The organism is Actinoplanes sp. NPDC020271, assembly GCF_044388125.1.
Lineage (GTDB): Bacteria > Actinomycetota > Actinomycetes > Mycobacteriales > Micromonosporaceae > Actinoplanes.
Genome location: NZ_JBIRWQ010000001.1, coordinates 1 through 19,580, shown reverse-complemented (window position 1 = coordinate 19,580; position 19,580 = coordinate 1). Strand labels below are relative to the sequence as shown.

The 19,580-nt window shown below is 64.2% G+C and carries 8 protein-coding genes and 2 pseudogenes; 7 read left to right on the top strand and 3 right to left on the bottom strand.

Going from position 1 to position 19,580, the window contains the following annotated elements:
* Positions 1 to 109: 109 nt before the first annotated feature.
* The 6 genes from ACH442_RS00050 (at position 110) to ACH442_RS00025 (ending at position 17,613) form a co-directional block, all read left to right on the top strand.
* On the top strand, positions 110 to 478 hold the full coding sequence (locus ACH442_RS00050) for a hypothetical protein (RefSeq protein WP_396120308.1): 369 nt from the start codon (positions 110 to 112) through the stop codon (positions 476 to 478).
* Positions 479 to 838: 360 nt separating this feature from the next.
* Entirely contained in the window at positions 839 to 1,306 is a 468-nt protein-coding gene (locus tag ACH442_RS00045) for a hypothetical protein (RefSeq protein WP_396120307.1), read from the top strand.
* Between the two features lie 158 nt (positions 1,307 to 1,464).
* Positions 1,465 to 12,609, top strand: a complete 11,145-nt coding sequence (locus tag ACH442_RS00040) for a LamG-like jellyroll fold domain-containing protein (RefSeq protein WP_396120306.1) — start codon at positions 1,465 to 1,467, stop codon at positions 12,607 to 12,609.
* Between the two features lie 2 nt (positions 12,610 to 12,611).
* Positions 12,612 to 14,453: a hypothetical protein gene (locus ACH442_RS00035; RefSeq protein ID WP_396120305.1), complete on the top strand. Its 1,842-nt coding sequence runs from the start codon at positions 12,612 to 12,614 to the stop codon at positions 14,451 to 14,453.
* Positions 14,454 to 15,198: 745 nt separating this feature from the next.
* Positions 15,199 to 15,651: a DUF4259 domain-containing protein gene (locus ACH442_RS00030; protein WP_396120304.1), complete on the top strand. Its 453-nt coding sequence runs from the start codon at positions 15,199 to 15,201 to the stop codon at positions 15,649 to 15,651.
* Positions 15,652 to 15,774: 123 nt separating this feature from the next.
* Entirely contained in the window at positions 15,775 to 17,613 is a 1,839-nt protein-coding gene (locus ACH442_RS00025; protein ID WP_396120303.1) for a Hint domain-containing protein, read from the top strand.
* Positions 17,614 to 17,651: 38 nt separating this feature from the next.
* Here ACH442_RS00025 and ACH442_RS00020 read toward each other — a convergent pair.
* Both ACH442_RS00020 and ACH442_RS00015 read right to left on the bottom strand, forming a co-directional pair.
* Positions 17,652 to 18,017: pseudogene (locus ACH442_RS00020) on the bottom strand (transposase family protein); the annotation flags it as partial.
* A pseudogene (locus ACH442_RS00015) lies at positions 17,989 to 18,741 on the bottom strand (IS256 family transposase); the annotation flags it as partial. The pseudogenes ACH442_RS00020 and ACH442_RS00015, both read right to left, overlap by 29 nt.
* A gap of 36 nt (positions 18,742 to 18,777) precedes the next feature.
* Here ACH442_RS00015 and ACH442_RS00010 point away from each other — a divergent pair.
* Complete coding sequence (locus tag ACH442_RS00010; protein WP_396120302.1) at positions 18,778 to 19,197, top strand: SMI1/KNR4 family protein; 420 nt, start codon at positions 18,778 to 18,780, stop codon at positions 19,195 to 19,197.
* On the opposite strand, the gene ACH442_RS00005 is transcribed toward ACH442_RS00010, so the two are convergent.
* Positions 19,179 to 19,580: transposase (locus ACH442_RS00005; RefSeq protein ID WP_396120301.1), on the bottom strand; the 402-nt coding region annotated here is incomplete at its 5' end. The genes ACH442_RS00010 and ACH442_RS00005 overlap by 19 nt on opposite strands.

Genomic DNA, 19,580 nt, shown 5'->3' with positions numbered 1-19,580 from the left:
TGTAGGTTCGTTTTCGGGAATCCGGACGGCCGGGTGAGAAACCATCCGGCGGTCACCCATGGCGTGCGCGGGAGATCCTCGCGGCGCAATCGGTGAAAAGGACTCGGAAATGCGCAGCTTCATCGTGGCGGGTATTCTGCCTGCCGTTCTCACGCCCGGCGCCTGTCAGACCGGGGTCCTGGGGACCTACGACTTCGGCCGCGCCGCAGTGATCGGGGCCGCCGGAGAAGCGGCCGGGGTCTGGACCGGCGCTTCGGTCCGCTCCGGGTTCGCCGGTGACGACCTGGTCGTCACCTACCGGCCGCGACTCGCGCCGGCAGCGGCGGAGCAGGCGGTGTACACCGCTCGATATGACCAGGTGGCGGCGCCGCAGACCGAGTGCGAGCGGGTCGGGGCGGACGGGGTGGCGCTGCGCGTCTGGGTGACCTACCGATGCCGGACCGGGGTGGCGCCCAACTACACGCTGCTGGTCCGTTGATCCCGTTCGCGGGGCCGGATCAGGACTGGATCTGGCCGCAGAACGCTGACGATGCCACAACGAAGCCGGTTCCGCGGACGCGTGCCGTGGCGGCGGCGGATTCGCGGGTGAAAAATATGGCCGACGACCGTCGCGGAAATGACGCGCGCGCCAATTAGTTGACGAGACTTTGCTGGGGGGAATCCCGGTTCCTGCCGCCTTTCCCGGCGGCAGGAACCGGGTCCGGCATTCAGCACGTCTCGATCGGTAGGTCTGGACAAGCCCGTTACGCTTCGGCGCGTGCTGGGTGGACGTGTGGATGAGCGGCTTCGGCGATCGGGTGATCGGCGTACCGGTGGAGGATGGACGCGGCGCCGCAAGATGGCGCTGGCTGGTGGGGTGGCTGGTCTGCTCGCGGTCGCCGGGGTGGTCTGGTCGGCGTGGCCGGCCGATGAGGCCGAGCCGCGGCCCCGGGAGTATGCGGATGTGACCGCCTGCCTGCTCACCGACCAGAAGGGGGTCGCCGGGGCGGCGGCTGCTCCGGTGTGGGCGTCGATGCAGGCGGCGTCGGAGCGCACGCTCGGGCAGGTGCAGTATCTGGCGGTGTCGGGCGAGCAGTCGGTGGCGAACGCGCAGACCTTCGTGGGCACGCTGGTGCTGGGTCGTTGCGCGGTGATCGTGGCGGCGCCGGGGATCGCCGACGATGCTGTCCGGGCCGTCGCCGGTCAGCAGGTGCAGCAGAAGTTCGTGGTCGTCGGCGGTGCCGAGCCCACCACCGCGAATGTGTCACGGGTGGACCCCGGTCAGCTGACCTCAGTGATCGAGAGCGTACTGACAACGAAGAAGTGACGTGCGCAACTAACTGTCCACTCTAGTTATCGATTCGTTACAAAACATTCAGGGATCTCTCTATTGACCGAGATCATCCGTCCAGCGAAGACTCTCCGTGCACACCGCATCACGCACGGGGGAGTTCAATCGCGATGTCTTGGTGGCGGCGTTGTGCCGTGCTCGTTTGCGTTGTCTTCGGGCTCTCCGTAGCGGTTCCCGCTCAGGTGGTGCAGCCCGGGGGAAACTTCCCGTTGTCGTGGTTCACCGACCTGTTCGCGCTGCGTAAGGCGCTTGCCGCGGTGACCGGGTTGCCGGTGCAGGAGCACGGGGACGCGGGTCGTGGTGGTTACGGCCCGGCCTCGGCCTCGACCGCGAACGGTGGTCACGGCTCGCCGCAGAAGCTGGCCAAGGGCGGTCTCGACGGTTACCGGACGCACCAGGCGGGGGACGGCAAGACCGTCACCACCAAGGGCCGTCAGGGCTACGTCGGAAAGACGAGCAAGCGCCAGGCCGACAAGTCGCGGGCGAGCATGGACCAGTTCGCGAACGCGGACGGTTCGACCACTCAGGTGCTGACCGCGGGGCAGAAGAACTACCGGGCCGCCGATGGGTCGTGGCAGCCGATCGATCCGACGCTGGTGCGTTCCGGTGATCACTACACGATGAAGGCGAATTCGCTGGACGTGTCGCTCGCCGCGGTCGCCGCGGAGCCCGCCGCTACCGCGCGTGCCGCGGCAGTTCCGGCCGAGTCCGTGTCTCCGTCCGCCTCGACCTCGCCGTCCGCCTCGACCTCGCCGTCTGCATCGGTTGCGCCGTCCGCGTCGGTTTCGCCTTCCGCTTCGGTGGCGCCGTCGGCCAAGGCTGTCGAGACCGCGGAGGCCGACCCGCTGGTGTCGATGGAGCTGGCGTCCGGGGCGTCGGTCGGTTACGACCTGAATGGTGCGGCCGCGGTGACCCCGACGGTGACGGATGCTGTCGCGACCTATCCGGCGGTGCTGCCGCAGACGGATCTCGAGCTGCAGACGTTCGCCAACGGGGTGAAGGAGACCCTGGTCCTGGCGTCGCCGGCGGCCGCCAACGAGTGGGTGTTCCCGCTGCGTCTGGAGGGGCTGACCGCGCGGATGGCCGCGGACGGCTCGGTGGAGCTGGTCGGCTCGGACGGCAAGGTCCAGGCGTCGTTCCCGCACGGGTCGATGGAGGACTCGAAGTTCAATCCCGACAGTGGCGACATGGCGCACTCGTCGGCGGTGGACATGTCGCTGATCCAGGTCGACGGCGAACCGGCGCTGAAGGTCGTCGCTGACCGGGCCTGGCTGAACGATCCGGCGCGGGTGTACCCGGTCCGGGTCGACCCGACGCTGACCACCGGTGCTACCAGTGACGTCTACGTCGACAACGACGCGAGTACCGGGCCATCGGATCAGGCCGGTGACAACCTGCCGGTCGGCACGTGGGACGGCACCGCCACGACCAAGACCCGTTCGTTCCTGCACTTCACCGGTGCGAACGCGGTGGCCGGACAGCGGATCACCTCGGCGTCTTTGAAGCTGTACCTGACGTGGCAGCTCTCCTGTGATGTCAACCGCGTGTTCGGCGTCTATGCGGCCAGTCAGGCGTGGGACGTCAGCGCGGTCAAGACACAGACCTGGCCCGGCCCGAGCGTCTACAACACACCGGTGGGCACGCTGACGGTGACCGATCCCGGTGTGGCCTGCACGAACACGGCCGCGAACCGAAGCGTCGGCAAGTGGGTCACCGTTCCGCTGGACACCGCGACGTTCAACGGCTGGACCTCGGGCAGCCCCAACTATGGTCTGGCGTTGCTGGCGTCGGAGACCGACAAGTACGCGTGGAAGCGGTTCACGTCGGCCGAGTACAGCTCCGGCGCGTACAAACCGCAGTTGTCGTTGACTTACACCCCGAATGTGTTGCCGCAGGTGGACACGCGGTTCCCGGCGGACAACACCGTGGTGGAGACGTTGACTCCGCAGTTGGTGGCGCGCGGGCACGACCCGGACGGCTATCCGGGCAAGGGTGTGAACTACGCCTTCACGGTGTACGACAGTGCCGGTAACGCGGTCGTCAGCTCCGGCACGGTGGGTTCCAGCTGGCAGGTCCCGGCCGGGAAGCTGGCGTGGAACAGCACCTACTACTACACGGTCAAGATCGGCGACCTTGTCGGAACGTCGGCGGAGTCCAACGCCTTCGCTTTCACCACACCCGTGCCGCAGCCACGGCTGACTTCTGATCTGGCGCAGAACCCGGGTGCCGGGTTCGATCCGAGCAACGGCAACTACACCACCTCGGCCAGTGACGCACAGGTCGCGGGTGTGGGGCCGTCGCTGGAGATCTCCCGCAGCTACAACAGCCTGGACACTCGCCGGGCCGGCGCGTTCGGCCTGGGCTGGGCGAGCATCCTGGACGTCAAGGCGTCCGAGCGCACCGACGCGAACGGCGCGGTGCAGACCGTCGTGATCACGTATCCGAACGGCTCGGAGGTTGCCTTCGGCCGCAACGCGGACGGAACGTTCACCGCGCCCTCGGGTCGCTACGCGATCCTGACCCAGAACGGGACGACCGGTTACACGCTGACTGACAAGGACGCCACGCAGTACGTGTTCAGTGGCGCCGCGGGCGGCAAGGTGTTCGGAATCGCGAAGATCATCGACGCCAACGGGCGGCAACTGACTTTCGTGTACGACGCGAGCGGTCACGTCACATCGATGACCAACGCGTCAGGCCGCACCCTGACCCTGACCTGGGGTGCCGCGGCCACTGCCGGTGACGCGCCGCACGTCGCGACCGTCACCACGCCCGCGCCCGCCGCGGGTAGTGCCGGCTACACCTGGACGTACTCGTACGCCGCGGGTGATCAGCTGACCAAGGTCTGCCCGCCCGGAACGACCACCGCCTGCACGACCTACGCGTGGGGCAACAGCAACAACCAGTACGCCAACACGGTGCTGAACCTGAACCCGTATTCGTACTGGCGGCTCAACGACGAGTCCGGTCCGTCGGCGGTCAGCAGCGTGCTGACCAACGCGGGTGTCGACAACGGCACCTACAAGGACGTGACCCTCGGCGGCGATCCGTCGTTGCCGGCCTCGGGCGCCAGGACCGCGTCCTTCAACGGCACGTCGTCGTACGTGCAGTTGCCCGGCAAACTGGTCACGGACGGCTCGTACCAGACGGTCTCCATGTGGTTCAAGACGACCACGACCGGCGGGGTGCTGTTCAGCTACAACAACGACCCGATCACCAGCAACGGCGCCACGACGTACACGCCGTCGTTGTACGTGGACAAGAACGGCTACCTGCGCGGCGAGTTCTGGCAGGGCTCGGGCACCACGATCAAGTCGAAGACCACCGTGACCGACGGTGCGTGGCACCATGTGGTGCTCTCCGGCGCCGGTGACACCCAGACGTTGTACCTGGACAACAACGTTCAGGGAACTCCGCTGTCGGGCACGATCACGGTCGCCGGAACGACCGGTGCGGCATACGAGTACATCGGCGCCGGCTTCATCGGCGGCGGTTGGCCCGACCACGTCAACACCAACGCGTCCCCGGCCAAGGCCACCTACTTCAACGGCTCGATCGCCGACGTCGGGTTCTTCGCCAAGGCCTTGACCGCTACCGACGTGAGCCTGCTCTACAACGCCGCGGCCAAACCGAACGCGACGATCCAGACGATCACCTCGCCGGCCGGGCGGGTGCAGGCGCAGGTCGCGGTCAGCAACGTCACCGGCCAGGTCACCTCGGTGGTCGACGAGAACGGCGGCTCCTGGACGATGGGCAAGCCCACCGTCTCCGGCAGCAGCGACGTCTACGCGGCCTCCGTGCTCGGTGGCAAACCCACCAACTACTGGCGGCTCGACGACATCGACGCCGGTACCACCGACGCGGTCAACGAGGTGGCCGGTGACACCGCCACCTACAACGGCGTCACGCTCGGCGCGACCGGCCCGTTCAACGGGTCCACCGCAGCCGGCTTCAACGGCAGCACCTCCAGCGTCGCCCTGCCGAACACCGTCACACCGACCGCTCCGTACTCGGTCGGGCTGTGGTTCAACACCACCGCGACCGGCAAGGTGCTGCTCGGCTCCCAGAGCAGCGTCCTCGGTGACACGACCGGGGCGGGCATGCCGGCACTGTGGATCTCCGCGGACGGCAAGCTCCGCGGACTCTCACCGTCGACGACGCCGACCGGGCCGCTGCGTTCGGCCTACGTCGGCAAGTGCATGGACGACTACTACGGCGGCATGACCGCGGGCACCGCGATCGAGATCTGGGACTGCAACAACAGCACGCCGCAGAACTTCACCCTGGCCGCCGACGGCACGATCCGCTTCCAGGGCATGTGCGTCGAGGTCAAGGGCGCCGGCAAGGTCGACCGCACCCCGCTGCAGCTCAACACGTGTAACGCCGGAGTGGGCCAGATCTGGCAGTCCTACAGCGGCGGGTTCCGCAACCCGAACTCCGGCAAGTGCCTGGACCTGCCGGCTCTGCCGAACGGCACGTCCCTGCAGATCTACACCTGCAACAACACCGACTCGCAGAAGTGGACGATGTCGCTGTCGTCGGAGGCGGCGGTCAACGACGGCAAGTGGCACAGCGCGGTCCTGACCTCGTCGGGCACCAGCCAGACCCTGTACCTGGACGGCGAAGCGGAGACCGCGAGCCTCGGCGGGGCCGGCGCGGCGGCGTTCGCCCCGGGCGACCGGCCGTACGCCTACCTCGGCGCCGGGCACACCGGCAGCGGCTGGTCCGGTCTGACCGCGAACACCACCTCCTACTACTCCGGCCAGCTGGCCGAAGCGGCGTTCTTCCCGACCGAGCTGAACGCGGCGCAGGTCGAGGGCCAGTTCGCTGCGAGCCAGCAGACGGTCGCGACCGCTCTGACCACCGTGGACACCACGGTCAAGACGATCACCATGCCGGTCAAGAACGTGACTGTCACCGACCCCGGCGGCAAGAGCATCGCGTACGCGTACGACCTGATCAACAACCGGCAGATCGCCGAGACCGACGCGCTGGGCAACGTCACCAAGTACGGCTACGACACCGGCGGTTTCGAGAGCCTGGTCTACGACCCGAACGGCGTGCGCACCCAAGCCGTCCAGGACGCCCGCGGCAACACGATCCAGCAGGTCACCTGCCAGGACCAGAAATCCGGCAAGTGCGCCAGCACGTACTTCGGCTACTACCTGAACGCGTCGAACCCGGTCGATCCACGCAACGACGTGATGATCACCAGCCGTGACGGGCGATCGTCGGGTGACCAGGACAAGACCTATCTCACGACCTACGACTACGACGCCAAGGGCAACCCGCTCACGACCACCGACCCGCTCGGCGGGACCACGAGCACGCTGTTCACCGACGGCACCACGATCAAGGCGTACGGCTCGGACACGCTCTTCGCCCCACCCGGGCTGCCGTACCGGATCGTCAACGCCGGCGGCGGCGTCCAGCAGATCTCCTACTACGCCAACGGTGACGTGGCGCGGGCGATCTCCCCGGCCGGTGAGGTCAGCACCTACACCTACGACGACCTGGGCCGGAAGCTCTCCGAGACGATCACCACGAACACGTTCGGGACCCGGACGACCACCTTCACCTATGACGCGCAAGGCCGGGTTCTCACCGAGACCGACCCCACGATCACCAACCGGGTCACCGGCGCCAAACACACCGCGGTCACCACCAACGTCTACGACGACGACGGCAACATGACGTCGCAGACGATCGCGGACAGCACCGGCGGCGACGTCGCCCGCACCCAGACGGTGACGTTCAACGACCACGGGCAGAAGCAGTCGCAGACCGACGCGACCGGCAAGTCGACCAGCTTCACCTACAACGCGTACGGGCAGGTCGTCGCGGAGACCGACACGGACGGCGGAGTGACCGCGTTCCAGGTCGACGCTGAGGGCAACGTGCTGTCCGAGACGATGAAGGGCTGGACCGGCGACCCCAACCAGCCGGTCGACGCCACCGACCTGACGACCGAGACCAACATCTACGACCCGGCCGGCCGGTTGATCAGCCGCACCGACGCGGAGGGTCGCAAGACCACGTACACGTACACCGACAACGGCCTGACCGCGACCGTCACCGTCTCCAAGGACTCCGACTCGTATCTGCAGGAGAAGAACGAGTACGACAACGACGGCAACCTGATCACGCAGTGGTCCAACAACGGGGTCACCAAGACCGAGTTCAAGTACGACAGTGCCGGGCGGCAGACCCAGACGATCGTCGACCCTGACGGGGTCAAGCGGGTCACCATCAACGAATTCGACGCGACCGGCAACGTGGTCAGCACCATTCAGAAAGCCGGCGGTAGCAGCAGCGCGCTCAACGCCACCCGCTACCGCTACGACCGGGAAGGCCGCATCAGCGCGCAGACCGCGTACAACGGTGATCCCGGCACCACCCCGGTTGCCCGCTGGAAACTGAATCAGACCAGCGGCAACACCGTCGCCGACAGCTCCGGTAACAACCCGCTGACCGCCACCGACATCACCTGGTTCAACGACACCACCCGCGGCCAGGTCGCCGTGTTCAACGGCACGACCTCCGCGATCAGCGGCGATGACGCGCCGGTCGACACCACCCGCCCGTACACCGTCTCGGCCATGGTCAAACTGACCGGCAAGAGCAAGGACAGCCAGGTCATCGGCCTGGAGAACGGCTCCGGCTCGGTGCCGTTCAGCCTGTCCTACCAGGCCTCCACCGACCGGTGGCACGTCGCGGTGGGCGCCGAGAAGACCGACGGCAGCATCGTGGCGACCGGTGGTGACAGCACCACGTCGCCCGCGCTGGACACCTGGACGCATCTCGCGGTCACGGTCGATCCGCAGAGCAAGACGGTTGTCCTCTACGTCGACGGCGCCGCCCAGACCACGCTCACCAGCACTCAGACGTTCAACACCGCCGCCTCGACTATTTACATCGGCAAGGCATCCAGCAGCAGTTTTGCCGGCTCGATCGCCGACGTGCAGGCGTACCAGAGCGCTCTGGACGCCACTCAGATCACCGCGATCAAGGGCGGTACCGCGCCCCTGGCCTCGGCCACTGTCTCGCGCACCAGCAGCACCCTCGACGAGAGCGGCCTGGCCCTGCACTCCAAGGACCCGCTGGGCAACGTCACCGACGTCGACTACGACGAAGCCGAACGGCCGACGGTCACCACCGCACCGGCCGTCGAGGCCGAGACGTTCACCAGCGGTGGCAAGGTCCTGGCGCGGCCGGTCAGCAAGGCGGGCTACGACACCTTCGGTGACCAGACCGAAACCCTGGACGCCAACGGCAACAAGACCTCCAAGTTCTACGACCGGGCCGGCCGGGTCCTGGAGACGCACGGCGCGCCCTACACCACGCCGGGCGGCGTGACGATCAACCCGGTGTCGAAGACCGAATACGACAAGCTCGACCAGCCGACCAAGACGATCGACGAGCTCGGCAACGAGACCACCTACACCTACGACCAGCTCGGCCGGATCGCCACGACCGTGACCCCCAACGGGGGTAAGACCACGGTCACCTACGACAAGGTCGGCGAGCCGCTGACGGTGACCGGCCCCACCGGCGCGGTCACCTCGATGACCTACGACTTCCTCGGCCGCAAGGTCGACGAGACGCAGGCCGTCCGGCAAACCGGCAAGTCGCTGACCAGCCACAACACGTACAACACGGCCGGGTTGCTGGAGTCGGCGAAGACCCCGGCCGGGGTCACGCAGAGCCTCACCTACAACAACGCCGGCGACCAGCTGACCATCAAGGACGGCGCCGGGCAGATCACCCAGAACGAGTACGACGGCCTCGGCCGGGTCACCGGCGTGATCGCCCCGGACGGCGCCTACCGGACCACCAGCTACGACCTGCTCGGCCGGACCACCGCGACCGCCGCCTACGCCGCCAAGGGCAGCGGCACCGCGCTGACCAGCGGCAAGCAGTCCTACGACGCCGCCGGCAACGTGCTGACCAGCACCGACGGGCGCGGCACGGTCACCTCGTTCACCTACGACCCGACCGGTATGGTGCTCACCGAGCACCAGCCGACGTCGTCGACCGCGGAGATCGGCACCTCGTTCGGGTACGACCTGGTGGGCAACCGGACGCAGTACACCGACGGCCGGGGCAACGCGTTCTGGACCACGTACAACAGCTGGAACCTGCCCGAGGACAGCATCGAGCCGGTCACCAGCCAGTACGTGTCCCTCGCCGACCGCAAATACACCACCACGTACGACGCGGCCGGTCAGGCCGTGAAAATGACCTCGCCGGGCGGGATCGAGCAGACGTACGCGTACGACTCGATGGGTCACCTGACGACCCAGACGGGTTCGGGTGCTGAGGCGGCGACGGCAACTCGTAAGTTCGGGTATGACCTGGGTGGCCGGGTCACGACGTTCTCCTCGCCGGGTGGGGACAACACGGTCGACTACGACGACCGTGGCCTGCCGACGTCGGTCAAGGGACCGTCCGGTAACTCCTTGTTCTCCTACACCGACGACGGCCTGATGGCCTCGCGCAGCGACGCGGCGGGCACCACCAACTACGTCTACGACAACGCCGACCGGTTGTTCTCGCTGAAGAACAGCACCGCGGGCACCGATCTGACGTACTCCTACGACCAGACGTCCGCGGTCAAGCTGATCACCTTCGGCGGGACCGGGAATCAGCAGTCCTTCACCTACGACGGTCTGCACCGGCTCAAGACCGACGAGCTGAAGACGTCGGCCGGATCGTCGATCGCGAAGATCGACTACGAGTGGGATCAGAACAGTAACGAGACGTCGAAGACCACCACCGGCTTCGGCGGCAAGACGATCAAAAACACTTACGGGTACGACCTGGCCGACCGGCTGACCTCGTGGGACAACGGGAACACGACGATCGGCTACACCTATGACGCGTCGGGCAACCGGACCGGTAACGGGTCGACGACCTACACCTACGATCAGCGCAACCGTCTGGTCAGCGACTCGGCCGGTGTCAGCTACGGGTACACGCCGCGGGGCACGCTGAAGAACGTGGTCGGCCCGAACGCCGCCTACACCACGACGTCGGACGCGTTCGATCAGAGCATCACCCAGTCGTACGGCTCCGGTATCGAGACCTACGGGTACGACGCGTTGGGTCGGGCGTTGCAGGCCGGGTTCTCCTACACCGGTACCGGTAACGATCTGGCCGGTGATGATTCGGGTGCCACGTACGTACGTGATCCGGGTTCTGGTCTTGTCGGTGCTGCCTCGGGCGGTAACACGCGGCTGGTCTGGACGGACCTGCACGATGACGTGGTCGGCCAGTTCACCGCCACCGGCAGCACCTTGTCCGGGTCGACGGTTTACGACCCGCTCGGCTCGGTGGTGTCGACCAGCGGGATGATCGGCAATCTGGGCTATCAGTCGGAGTACACCGAGGCCTCGACGGGCCGGGTGAACATGGCGGCGCGCTGGTACAACAGCGGCACGGGTCAGTTCGACAACCGGGACACGATGGCCAACAGTCCGGTTCCGGATTCGATCAACGCGAACCGGTATCAGTACGGCAGCGCGAACCCGTTGACGACCACCGACCCGACCGGGCATTGGAGCCTGTGGGGTGCGGCCAAGTCCGCGGTGTCGTCGGTTACTTCGACGGTGTCGTCGGTCTACCACTCGGCGACCTCGTATGCGTCGCAGGCGATGGACTATGCGCGTAGTTACGTGTCGTACGCGTATCACTCGGTGGCCAGCACGTATTACGCGGTGAAGGCCAAGGCGTACAACGTGGTGGCCAAGGTCGCCAAGCGCACCGGGTTCAAGCGGGTGGCGAAGTGGGCTGAGCAGGGCCGCAAACGCAACGCGAAGAAGTCACGCGAGCAGCATCACAAGGCGGTCAAAGCCCACCAGGAAGCCAAACGCAAGGGTGCCGCGCTCAAACAGCGGGTGGTCCGGGCGGTCACGAAGGTGGCCAAGAAGGTCAAGGACGCGGCGAAGAAGACCGTCAAGTACGTCAAGGAGCACAAGAACCAGATCATCGCGGTGGTCGCGACGGTGGCCACGATCGCGGCGTCGGTCGCGTTGGGCCCGGTCGGCGGGATCGTCGCCGGGATTGCGATCAACCTGGTCAAGGACGCCGCCTCCGGCAACATCCACAGCCTGTCGGATCTGGGAAGTTCGCTGGCCAGCGCGGCCATTTCCGCAACGATCGGGCTGGTCACCGGTGGCATCGGCGGCGCGATCGGTGGCAAGGTCGCCGGCTACGCGGCGGGCAAACTCAGTGCTGGCCTGGCCGGCAAGATAATCTCCGGTGGTATCGCCGGTGGGGTCGGCGGCGGCATCGCGGATGCTGCTGAGCAGATGGCCACCACGGGTCAGGTCAACTGGACGCAGACCGCGATGGCCGCCGGGACAGGAGCATTGATCGGCGCTGCTGTCGGTGCCCGAAGCGGCGGAGGAAAGAAGAGCGGCGGAGGGTGTCCGACAAGACACAGTTTCGATCCGTCGACTCGGGTACTGCTGGCGAACGGCCACACGAAGAAGATCGCTGACGTCAAGCTCGGCGACCATGTGCTCGCTACTGACCCGAAGACTGGGAGGACCGAAGCGAAGACGGTCAGCGTTCTGCACCACCACCAGGACGCCGAGCTTGCCGAGGTCGTAATCAAAGATGCCAAGACCGGTAAAAAAGCGGTTGTCCACGTCACCGCGAACCACCCGTTCTGGAACGCGACCACCCAGGAGTGGACCGAATCCAAAGACTTGAAGGCGGGCGACAAACTTCGCAACGCCGACGGCGAGACCACCCAGACCGTCGCCGCGATCAAGCTTTGGACCGGCCTCAAGTGGATGGACGACCTCACGGTCAACGACATCCACACTTACTATGTGCTCGCCGGCACCGAAGCGGTCCTGGTTCACAACAACAACAAGCTCTGCCAGAGCGATGCGAACCGGGTGGACTATGACTCAACCGACTTGAGCAAGGCCGCGCTTGACCATCGGGTCAATCGGCAGGTTGCCGACGATAGGAACATCGGAGTATTCGACTACAGTGTCGATGGCGTCCGGCAGCCTCTCAAGTCCATTGTCAGCAAGGGACAGAACCTCCATTCAGAGAAGCAGTTCAAGGACATCGTTGAGGATCTGGAACAGAACGGTAAGAAGGTCGAGGTGCACCGCGTCTACTCGGAGCAGAACTTCTGTGATGTGTGCGGAGGTATGGTTGATTCGAGATGGGCATCCGCGAAACACAGCTGGAGCTTCACATCCGAGGAAGCCCCCGCTGGGCGTGCAACGGGAGTGGTCCGGCGATTGTTCGGAGGATGAGGGTGACTGAACTGCTTCGAGGTCTTGTCGCGGACCTGGACGGTGCTTCTCGTGCTGACCTGCGCCGTGCGGTCGAGGCGGTATTTTTTCCGAACGATGTCGTGGACGATGACTCCGTGGACCAGATGCAGGTGCTTGCTGAGTGGGGTGTCTCTGGTGATGTCGCAACCCAATCGACCAGTCTTCGGATTTTGTCGGAGCTGTTGCGAGCAGTTGCGACTGGCCGGGTAGTCGTATCTCACATCGACGCCCTCGATCTGCGGACCCGCCAGATCCGATCACTCCTGGTGCACCGAGTGGCCGACTCGGTGAACGGCGAAGGCGGGTCGGAGATCCTGGCGTTGTTCTGGTTGGATCTTGTCCAGGACGGCGACTGGCTGGATGCGCTGGCGCCGGTATCGCGTTCCCGGGAGAACGATCCCGGTCTTCAGCGCAGGTTGGGCGAGCTTTTGTCCCAGCATACGTTTTCTTCCGTCCAAGTGGGCGCTGCGGTGGCAGTAGCACGAATGAGTACGGGTCATCGGCTTCCGGACTCGGTGAGCCGAGTGTTTCAAATGCTTCTTGACAGCCCTACGTTTCCTGGCGATGAACTGTCTGAGGACCTTGGCGATGCCCGTTCGACGATCCGAAGAGTGACCGACGGATTCGCTGAACAGATTCCGATGTTCGTGCGTGCTTCCCGGGCTGGCCATCCACTCACCCGGTACCAGAACATCGGCGAGTGCGTTCGAATCATGGAGACGTGGCGCGATGCCCCCGGTCAGATGGTCGTTCAGTTGGCCGAACATCTCCACGATTCCACTGCACCTGTCCGGGCTGCTGCCGTCGGAGCCATCTATCGATCGGGGCAGGCGGGGCTCCGCGTTCTCGACGACATCGCAGCTTTGCTCGCTGCTCCCGCCGCCGGTCTGAGCGGGGCGGCTCCAGCACCTTTGATGGACATGCTTCGCGCGACGGCTCTCGGGTCGCTGGTTGCTGGGAACCGCGACGAAGCTGTGCCTGAACTCAATGCTTACCTGGCTGCGCCTTACGGCAGCATCTCCCTGAGTGAGGTGATCGCCGAAGCGTCGTACGCCGCTACAGATATTGCAGAGCAGGTCAAGCTTGGCCTGCGTGCAGCCCTCGATCCCGGTGCGGACACGGATACCCTCCGCCGCGTCGCGAGCCTATTGTCAGGGGTGAAAGCTTGGGGCGCTGCGGCTGCTCCGCTGATCCCGGAACTGGGAATGTTGTTGGCGGCCGGTGTTGCCGAGTCAGCCGTCGTGGAGGTGGCCGCTGCGATCGGCCCGGTCGATTCACAAGCTGTCGATGTGTTGCTCGGCCAGATCCGTGGTCATGAAATCCCTCCGGTACGGCGAATTACAGCAGCAGCCGGATTGATTCGTGGTGAGGAGAACCTTGATGAGGCAATCGCCGTCCTGTTGTCCATGCTCGGGGATCGCGATGTCGCGCCGTTGGTGTTGAAATTCCTGGCAAATCTTGGATGGCCAGAAGAATTGCGCAACCATGCGCGCCGGATCGCTATGGTAGCGGCATCCATGCTCGGCTCCGCGGTGCCCTTCAAGCAGATGTATGTCGCTAGGGTGCTGTGGCAATGTGGCGATTATCGTGACGAATGCGCCGCTATTATAAGCAGCGGTATTGCTCCCTGTGCGGAAGGAATCCTCTGTATCGACTGGTTAGCTGACATGGGGCAGCTTGCCACACCTCATCGTGGAATCTTGGCAGCGTCCGCGAGTGCTGACAAGCGAGTTCATTGCCGGCATGTCGACGACCGCCTGGTGCTGGCCGACGAGAGATATCTGGCTGCCCTGTTCCGGGCGCTCACTGTTATTCCTGGGTAACCATCCTGAACGCCACCATGACGTCATTACCGCCGTGACCGCCGGAAAACGACCGTAACCATGGCCAAAGCCGCTACGCAGTAGCCTTCCCGGACCGTCACCGCGATCAAACTGCGAACCGGCCTCAATTGGATGGACGACCTCACGGTTAACGACATCCACACGTACTATGTAATCGCCGGCACCTAACCGGTCCTCGTACAACGACCTCGTGGACGGGTAAGACAGCATGGCGAAGCTCCCGGTCGGGGCATCGTGTTTTGGTCGATTTGCCGTCCTACCTGGAGCCTCGCCCTCATCGATCACCGTCCCGCCTTACCGGTCCTGACCTGCAAGGCCCGGTTGGAAAGGGCTCACTTTTGGCAAGTAATGCGGTGTGCCATGACGTATAGATTGGCAAGAGTGTCCGGTGATATGACTGTTGGCTATCGCAAGATTCGATGCTGACGCGTCGGTGGCGATGCTTATCGGAAGGCGAGCCGTGGCGAGATTCTTTGTCGCAGATGCGCTTGTTCTGGCTCCTGATCGCGGACGTACAGATGATAGGTGACGGCCGCCCTATGCTTTGATCCGGCGCAGTATCCTGAGTTTGAAGGGCCATCTCGGCACACGGATGAATGATATGACAAGGTCCGTCCGCATGTGCCGTTCTGCACGCAGGGTAACACGCGCTGGAATGACGAAAGTTAGTCGCCTGAGTTTTCGGCGAGTTGTTCGATTTTATCGGCCGGAAAGGTGACTAAGTGTGGGAACTTTCAGCTCGCATCCGTTTGGGAATGACACTGCCCTCGACCTGTGCGACCTTTTTTCTGAACTGGATGATCAAGAGAAGTCCAGGCATCTGACGAGCATATTCGAAAATGCGCTTAATCCAAAGCCGGGAGAATATGTTTGGACTGACGAAGTAATTGCAGCGGCCGCGCTCATCGCGCTGGTGCTTCCCGGAGGAGGTAGCGTGGTGTCGGTCGAAGACGCTGAATTGGACTTGGACTCGGATGCCGAAGCGGAAGAAGAATGGTATCCAGCCCTGCTTCATCAGCCGAGCAATGAGGTGGTGGCTCTGGCAAACCGCGCTTTGCGTCATGTCACTGGAACTGCCACAAAATGGTATGCCAATTGGCTGAATGATAGCGTGCGATCAGAGGCTGTGGGGCGAATTGACAGGATCTCTGCAGTGCTCCGTACTGCCTTACCCTAACGTGGCTCGCCCATGCGACACAGGGTGGTTCGATCTCAATGCCGCTTAACCTCGGCTCTTCATTAAGGGCTGTCCAAGTGTGTCAAGGAGCACAAGACTCAGATCATTGCGATCGCGGCGACGGTGGCCACGATTGCGGCGTCGGTGGCGCTGGGTCCGGTCGGTGGGATGGTCGCGGGGATTGCGATCAACCTGGTCAAGGACGCCGCCTCCGGCAACATCCACAGCCTGTCCGATCTGGGTAGCTCGTTGGCGAGTTCGGCGGTGTCGGCGACGATCGGGCTGGTCACCGGTGGTCTGGGCGGCGCGATCGGCGGGAAGATCGCCGGGTACGCGGCGTGCAAGCTCGGTGCCGGCCTGGCCGGGAAGATGATCACGGGTGCGATCAGTGGTGGTATCGGGGGTGGTATCTCGGATGCTGCTGAGCAGCTGGCCACGACCGGGCATGTGAACTGGGCGCAGACCGCCAATGCAACCAAGACCGGTGCGATCATCGGTGCGGTCACCGGTGGGGCGACGAGGTGTCACAGTTTTGACCCGTCGACGCAGGTGTTGATGGCCGACGGTTCGACGAAGAAGATCGCTGAGGTCAAGCTCGGTGACAAGGTGTTGGCCACCGACCCGAAGACCGGCCAGACCGACGGCGAGCAGGTTTCCGTCCTGCATCATCACGAGGACAGCGACTTCGCCGACGTCACCGTCAAGGACGACAAGACCGGCAAGACCAGTGTGGTCAAGGCGACCGCGAACCATCCGTTCTGGAACGCCACCACCCAGGAGTGGACCGAGGCCAAGGACCTCAAGGCCGGCGACAAACTCCGCAACGCCGACGGCGAGACCACCCAGACCGTCGCCGCGATCAAGGTCTGGACCGGCCTCAAGTGGATGGACGACCTCACGGTCAACTACATCCATACGTATTACGTCCTGGTAGGGGACACCCCCGCACTCGTCCACAACTGTGGGAAAGACGGCGAACTCAACCCGAGTGCGCTCCGGCAGAGGGTCGACGCGCTGGAACGGCAGCTGGGCGCAGGAGCATCTCGCCGTACAGCAAGCGGCCTGCATGTTGTCGAGGGAGTCGATCTCTTCGCAGTAGGCGCTCGGTCGAATATCTCCGAAAAGGGAATCAACCTCCTTGACGACGGAGACGAAGCACTGCGTATCTACCCAGGCCTGCCGTCCCCCAAGGTGGATCCGCATCTGCTGGGTCGCGACCATGCTGAAGGTAAGGTGTTGACTGAGGCGGTCGGTATGGGCGTCGAGCCCAAGATGCTGATCGCAAGCCGTCCGTTCTGCGATGAATACTGCGCTCCGCTTATTGAGCGACTCGGCGGTCGTATTCTTACTCGCACGCGAGCGAAGTGGGGGGAAGTAGTCATGAGTGAGTTTCCGGCGCCTACATCCGCGCCGAGCGCAGAACTAGCCCTTACGGTGGCCACTGCGGATCGAGTTACCACTGGTTTGGCGACCTTCCTCGAGGCGCTGGAGAAGCCGTACAGTACTGACACGTTCAACCCCCAGCAAGCTGTTTCGATGAAGTGGCAGGAACTTAATGGCTTCGGGGCGGTAGCTTCTCTCGTGCAGGAGCTGAATACCGAGTTGCCCGTCACGCGGCAAAGGATCATGGCTTCAGGTCGTACGGGATCACTCATTGCGGCTGCGGCGATGGATGTTATATCGGGAATATTGGATGATGAATCTGATGAGTTGGATCGCCTTTCTGGAGTCGTAGGATCGGCGTTTAAAGTTGCCATGGAAATGGATCGATCGCATGTTGTTCCTCCTGCTGGTCACACGAGTTGGGCTGCATTCGAGTTCGCGAGTCAGGTGGAAGTGGTGAACTTCCTTTCTGGCATTAATGGGCGATACTCACTGGAAAATATTGATGAACTTCGCATGCAGGCCGGCGGTCAGGGTTTGGCGTATCATCGTGGCATGAAGGATCTTGTTCGACCGTGATCTCAATCAGAGCCGGCATGCCCGAGTCAATGGGCCTTGGTCTTGAGCGTGGCGATTGCTCGTTCGCCGCAGGCGCGGATCTTCGCGTGCGCCGGGTTGATCGCCTTCTGCCGGCGTGACAGCTTCGGCCGGAAGCGGCACCGCTTGAACTGCGTGCGCACGCTGCCACGGGCCCCTTGACAGCCCTTGTCGGCAAACGTCATCACGTCTGCACTGGTCAGCACGTCGCTGATGCCGTGGACCCGGGCGGCGCTCAGGTCGTGGGCCGAGCCCGGCAACGCCGGCGATACCCACACAAGCTGACCGGCCGCGTCGGCGATGACCTGCACGTTCACGCCGTGCCGCTGGTGCTTGCCGGAGTAGTACGTCCGCTGTTCAGCGACCCGGTCGATCGGGATCAGCGTGCATCGTCCATCGGGCACGGCCGGCCCCGGTCGGTTCCAGGCTGCGCGTCACAAGATACAGGCACTTCAGCGCGGCCTGCTCACTCGGAAAATGCCCGCGAGCGCGGACGGCCCGCCGATAGCGGGCATTCAACGACTCGATCGCATTCGTCGAGCAGATCACCCTCCTGATCTCAACGTCGTAGTCAAGAAACGGAATGAACTCGTTCCACGCGTTACGCCACAACCGGATCATCGCCCGGTATTTGCTTTCCCCTTTCTCGTCGAGATCGTCCAGTGCGGCGAGCGCTGCGTCGGCGTTGACCGCCGTGTAAATCGGTTTGATGTCGCGTTTGATCGCGTCGGAATCCGCCGGGGAGGTCAGGCGGAAAGTGTTCCGGATCAGATGAATGATGCAGGTCTGGACAATCGTTTCCGGCCACACCGCCTCGACGGTGTCCGGCAGGCCCTTCAAGCCGTCGCAGACGACGAAGAACACATCACGCACGCCACGGTTCTTCAGATCGATCAGCACGCTCATCCAGAACTTGGCGCCCTCGCCGCCGGAGCCGGCCCACAACCCCAGGACGTCCTTGTGGCCGTCCACGGTGACCCCGATGGTCGCGTAGATCGGCCGGTTGGCGACCTGCCCCTCGCGAACCTTGACGACGATGGCGTCGATGAACACGGTCGCGTAAACGGAATCAAGGGCTTGGAGCTCTGTATCATCAATCCTGGTGGGAGTGGCGAATAGAGTGCAAGGCATTTTTGGGGAGCCACCATGTCGAACGATGCGGTCGCACGTCTGAAGGAGTTGGTTCCGCCGCCTGTTGGGAATCGCCAGGCATTCGATTGGAACAGTGTTGAGAATGAGTTGGGCAGGACGCTGCCCGATGACTACAAGGAGCTTGCGGAGGTTTACGGAGCCGGCTTGTTCGACCGTTACGTCCTTGTTCACGTTCCCGACGAATCCCGGGATCATGTCGACCTGTCGAAGGCTGTTCAAGAGGGACGGGAGAGGCTCGAATACTTTGCGGCCAAGGGCGAGACGCTTCCTTACCGCCCGGACGAGTTGTTGCAGGTGGCTTCCACTGATAACGGAGACTCGATCTACTGGGCTGCCCCGGGGGGAAGGGATCCTGACAACTGGACGATTGTAGTTACCGGCCCCCGCGACCAGGGTCATTGCGTTGTCGGGTAACTGCTGGTCACGGCGGTGATCAGGTCGTGTGAGCGACGGTTGGCTTGGCGTATGGCGCGGGCGATGTTGGTGGCGCCGGTAAGGCGATGCCAGCCGATCGCGGTGTTACGCAGCGTTGCGATGATGGCGGGTCCGTTGGCTGTCCGGGCTTGGTGTTGGTCTTCACGGAACGTCACGTCGCGGACGTGATGGAGCTTGTTTTCGATGTGCCAGTGCCGCCGGATCCAGATCTGTAGATCGTGGGCGGTGGCGTGGCCGGCGGGTAGTGAGACGGTCAGGTATGCCGTTTCGCGGCTGGTCCGGCCTGCGACGATGCGGGTGCGGGTGATCCGGACGGCCTGCAGGGCGTGCGGGAAGCTGATGCCGCCGGGGGTGGCGACGGT